The following is a 4,409-nucleotide window of genomic DNA, read 5'->3' on the forward strand; positions in this document are numbered from 1 at the left end:
CGACGATTTCTTGCGATGCCATTTCGGGAAGTGTTGGGACAGGCCGCGCCTATAACTTTCGCCGTAGGAAACCGCTTACACGACGACACGGCCAACCCCTACACAAAAAAAAGCACTTGCCGGCACCGCTGTTCGCCGCGTTGCCCGTTCTGCCGATTCGTCGGTCGGACTACGCTGGGAATTTGCCGAATTTCCATAACAAAACGGGACGAGCAACATGGCGGCAACGCTCAACAACCGCGCCTTCCCACCGCAAGGTCAGCCATCACCGCGTGCTGTGAACGGTGTGCCGTTCCTGTCGCACAAATGTTACACCTGCGCGGTTGGGGCTGAGCCGCACGATTGCTATCTCAATGCAAAACATCACCGGGTTGTCAGTGGTTCGGCTTGCTCAGGAACGCCCGCGCAGGGAGACGGAAAGCCCATTGAGGACAGCGACCATCAAGGTTCCGGCCAGTCCTACGCGCTCGCGATGACGGTTCCGAGTCTGTCGGAGGCATCCTGGAGCATCTGAAGGTTTTCGGGATGGCGACGCGCCAACCATCCGACGAAGGCGGCGTCACGCAGGGACCGTTGGGCCTGCCGGGCCAGAACGACAAACTCCAGCACCTGCGCACCTTGCCTCATAATCCCGTCGTCGGTGCTTGACGCTGTTGGAAAATCCGGCGCCGGGATTGCCGTTGTGACCACACCTGAAACGCCGGCATGTCGAAGCGCAGCACGCAGCGACTTGTTCAGTGCAGCGCACTCTTCGGAAAGACTTCGAAGCGACGCATCCAGGCTGTCCGTGCGTGCTGGGGATATGTCGGGTGTGCCAGTTCGGTATATGGCCGCCGCGAGTGCCTCCATCAATGTTGCCGTGTACGCAGGAATCGCATTACAGGCGCGCGCTGAGACGTCTTTGGGGAAGAAACCGTAAACGACCCTGGGCCAAAAGACAARGTCCCGGATGCTGGTCCCATCAGCCGTCATGCGAACGAACGCGACCACGTCAGTCGCAGCAGGTATCTGGCGGATGTACCAGCGTTCGACATTGCGGTACATCGACGTCCGGATGACCGTCACGGACACAGTCCAGGCCTCTGCCACGGTCACCACCCATCCGTCCCTGCTCACCGGAACACCCAGGTTCTCGAATACGGCAGTGAGGGCCACGGTCTGCAGCTCGCGGACGTCACGCAGGAAGAACCGGGCATCGGCGTAGACAAGGTTCTTAGGCGGCGCAAAGCCGATGCGCGCGTATACATGCCGCAGTCCACCAAACCGTCGGCACAGGGCCGGGATGGACAGCGCATCCGGCTCGTCCTGGATGCGCTTGGTGCTGATGTAGCCGTCCCGCTCGAGAATGCGGCGAAGAGGGGCCAACACCTCCTCGTCGCTCTGATTCACGGAAACGGTACGAAAGCGGTCGCGGGCGGCACGGAACAACCGCTTCGGAACGATGGCCGTGAATGCACCCTTGCATGTTACCCATTCGCTTTCCGGCACCTTTACGCGCGCCTGGTGCAGGGTTCCGTGCGTTTTTCCGTATACGTTTTCTCCGAGATACTTTGTGTTCGTGAGCAGGACCCGCACGTGCTGGGCGGTCCACGCCTTTCCATCGGCGTTGAGATGTCCAGCCGCATTCATTTCCCGTGCGATGGCTGGCAGTGAAGCGCCGGCAATGAACTGGCGATACATCTCACGAACCCGTTTTACCTCGTCGATTGGACCGGGAACGAGAACGATGCGGTCTGTCGTAAACACCTTGTGCTGACCGCGCTCCAGAATGCCGAGCTCGCGACCCGCCGCGTCGACGCGCATGCGCCGAAGGCCATACCCAGGCAGGCCGCCCTGGCGGTACCCCAGCGAGATGAGCCTTGCCTGCCCGGCGTAGACCTTCGCTGAGAGTTCGCGGCTGTACTCACCTGCCATTGCCCGCTTGAGGCTCTTGAGTACGGTGGAAAAGGGCGTGCCGTCGTTTTCAAAGGCCTCGGCGACATACACGACCCGAACGCCAGCAGCGTGGCAGATGAATTCGTAGTGTGCCGCTTCGTCGGCATTCTGAAATCTCCCCCACCGGCTAACGTCGTAGACAAGGACCGCTTCAAAATCGGCGCGCCCCGAGCAGACATCCGAAAGAAGTCCTTGAAGACCCGGCCGGCCCTGCAGCCGGAGGCCGCTCCGCCCGTCGTCCCGGTATGTGCGGGCAACATTCATCCCGTGCAAAGCGGCATACACAGCAATGGCGGCCGACTGGTTCGTCGTCGAGTACTGCTGGTGCTCGCTCGACATCCGGACATATTCTGCGACCCGGATATCCGCAGACGCCGCCTCATCTGCCTTGGTGCGTTCCATCGGTGCTTCTCCAGCCCGAAGAGCCGAAAATTCACGCTACGCCCAAATGGCGAATACGGGAAGCCAGAAAAATGCATCAAAGGCCCATCGGACACCCGTCGAGGTCAAATGGATGCACCCTGCAGCGCTGCCAGCCCTTTGGCGTGATGCCGGGACATCCAGCGCACCAGTTCGGCGTCTGATAACAGTCTTTGAACGACGCCGGCAAGCACGACACCTTCCAAAACAGCTAGACCTTTCGCGTCGCCGTTCGCAGCCACTCGCGATGAACGACCGAGGCAAACCTGACGCAAGCCACGTTGTGCAAGCAGTTCTGCAGTGTGGGCATCAGAGAGCAGCTCGCGCAGTACTTTCGTGACCGTATGAAACCGGGCCTCCGCACTTGCAGACGCTGCAGCGATGGCCGCCGCCTCTTGCCGGTGTATGCAGGCGCGCTCTGCGTGACTTATCCACACAACTGCGATTCCATTCTGGACAATCGGGCCAGGTCGCCGAGGATGGCCAGGGACGGATACCGGCAAGAATCGAGTATCGGATGGTTGCGGGTGTAAAAGCACTTGGGCCACTCTGGAAAGAGCACGCGTGGYAGCACGAAGTAGTCCATTGGCCCGGGTTCCCCATAAACGGCGCGGGCAAAGACGACGATGTCCGTGTCTTCGGCGCGTCGATGATTGAACCATTGCTGCATTTTTCCCACGGGCCGGGACCCATGCACGATGACAAACGACACCGTCCAGGCGTTGTCAATTCTCAACTGCCATCCCATCCGCTCGACCCGTGAGCCACACTCTTCCAGCAATTCCTGGCTGCAAGACGTCAGGCTCTCCCGCCAGTCCGTCAGCCATCGCCGAATTTCGGCGTAGCGGTTGTGGCGATTGGGTGTGTAACCAAGCGCCCTGTAAAGGCCGCTCAGTCCCCCGAAGTGGCGGGCAAGTCCGTGACTCGACATCAAGTCCGGCTCGGCGTCAATCAATGGTGCGGTGAGCCGCCCTTCTCTCTTCAACAGTCTTCGAACACCGTCGAGCAACGTTTCGTCTGAATCGTGTTTGCGGCGACGCAAACGCTCGGTGCGAACGGCCTCAAAGAGGTCGATGGGCACGATGGCCTCATACGCGTCGTCCTTCCGGCACCACTCGGTCTCCGCATTCTGCGTCATCCGCCCAGAGAGCTTTTTGCTCGAGCGGCAGTAAACGGCATGTCCGATATATTTTTCCCCGTCGAGCACAGTCCGCACTGTGGCATACACCCATCGCTTGCCACGATGACTGACGACCCCTTCCTCGTTCAGCGCGCGTGCGATACCCGAACAACCCTTCCCTTCGAGGTACTGCTCGAATATCCACCGCACCCGCTGCACTTCCTCGGGCGGTCCCGGCACCAGAACGATGCGGTCAGTTGTGAGGCTCTTCCTGTCCCCGTCGGCCAGCAGGAACTTCGCCTCGCCATCGGCATTTACCAGGAGCCGGCGCAGGCCATAACCGGCTATCGCGCCCTGGCGAAAGCCCATCTTCGCCAGGCGGCGCTGCGCGACGGAAACTTTCGCTGACAATTCCCGGCTGTATTCGGCAGCCATGGCCCGCTTGATGCCCTTGAAGACCATGGCGAAAGGAGTTTGGTCGTTCTCAAAGCTTTCTGCGACATACAGAACCTGCACGCCAGCCCGCCAACACAAAAATTCGTAGTAGGCAGATTCGTCGGTGTTCTGGAACCGGCCCCAGCGCGACACGTCGAGCACGAGCACGCCGCCAAACCCGACATGGCCCAAACGGATGTCTTCCATCAGCGCAAGAAGTCCTGGCCGTTTCTCAATGGTCAGGCCACTGCGTCCGGCATCACGATAGACGCGCACGACCGTCATGCCATGGTCGAGTGCATACGCTTCAATGGCTGCTTCCTGGTTGGCCATCGAGTATTGCTGCATGTCTGTCGACATGCGCAGGTATGCCGCCACAAAAACGGGCGGGACGCCAGGATTGGATGCTGTAGACAAGGGCGTGGCACCGCGTGGCCGCCGGGCGGCTGTGTCGTCCACTGTAGGCCGACTTTCAACGCGGGAAAACCCTGTTACACGG

3 protein-coding genes are annotated in these 4,409 nt (G+C 60.4%); 1 reads left to right on the forward strand and 2 read right to left on the reverse strand.

Annotation, left to right across the window (positions count from 1 at the left end; translation table 11 throughout):
- On the forward strand, positions 1-281 hold a 281-nt coding region (locus AC1DT2_RS16570), incomplete at its 5' end, for a hypothetical protein (protein WP_477297517.1).
- Positions 282-459: 178 nt separating this feature from the next.
- Here the strand turns inward: AC1DT2_RS16570 and AC1DT2_RS16575 are convergent.
- The gene (locus tag AC1DT2_RS16575; protein ID WP_477297519.1) at positions 460-2,337 is read right to left on the reverse strand and encodes a recombinase family protein; all 1,878 of its coding nucleotides are present in this window, start codon (positions 2,335-2,337) and stop codon (positions 460-462) included.
- 445 nt (positions 2,338-2,782) lie between these two features.
- Positions 2,783-4,369, reverse strand: a complete 1,587-nt coding sequence (locus tag AC1DT2_RS16580; protein WP_477297521.1) for a recombinase family protein — start codon at positions 4,367-4,369, stop codon at positions 2,783-2,785.
- Positions 4,370-4,409: the final 40 nt, after the last annotated feature.

Source organism: Luteibacter sp. P4_E6 (assembly GCF_056401535.1).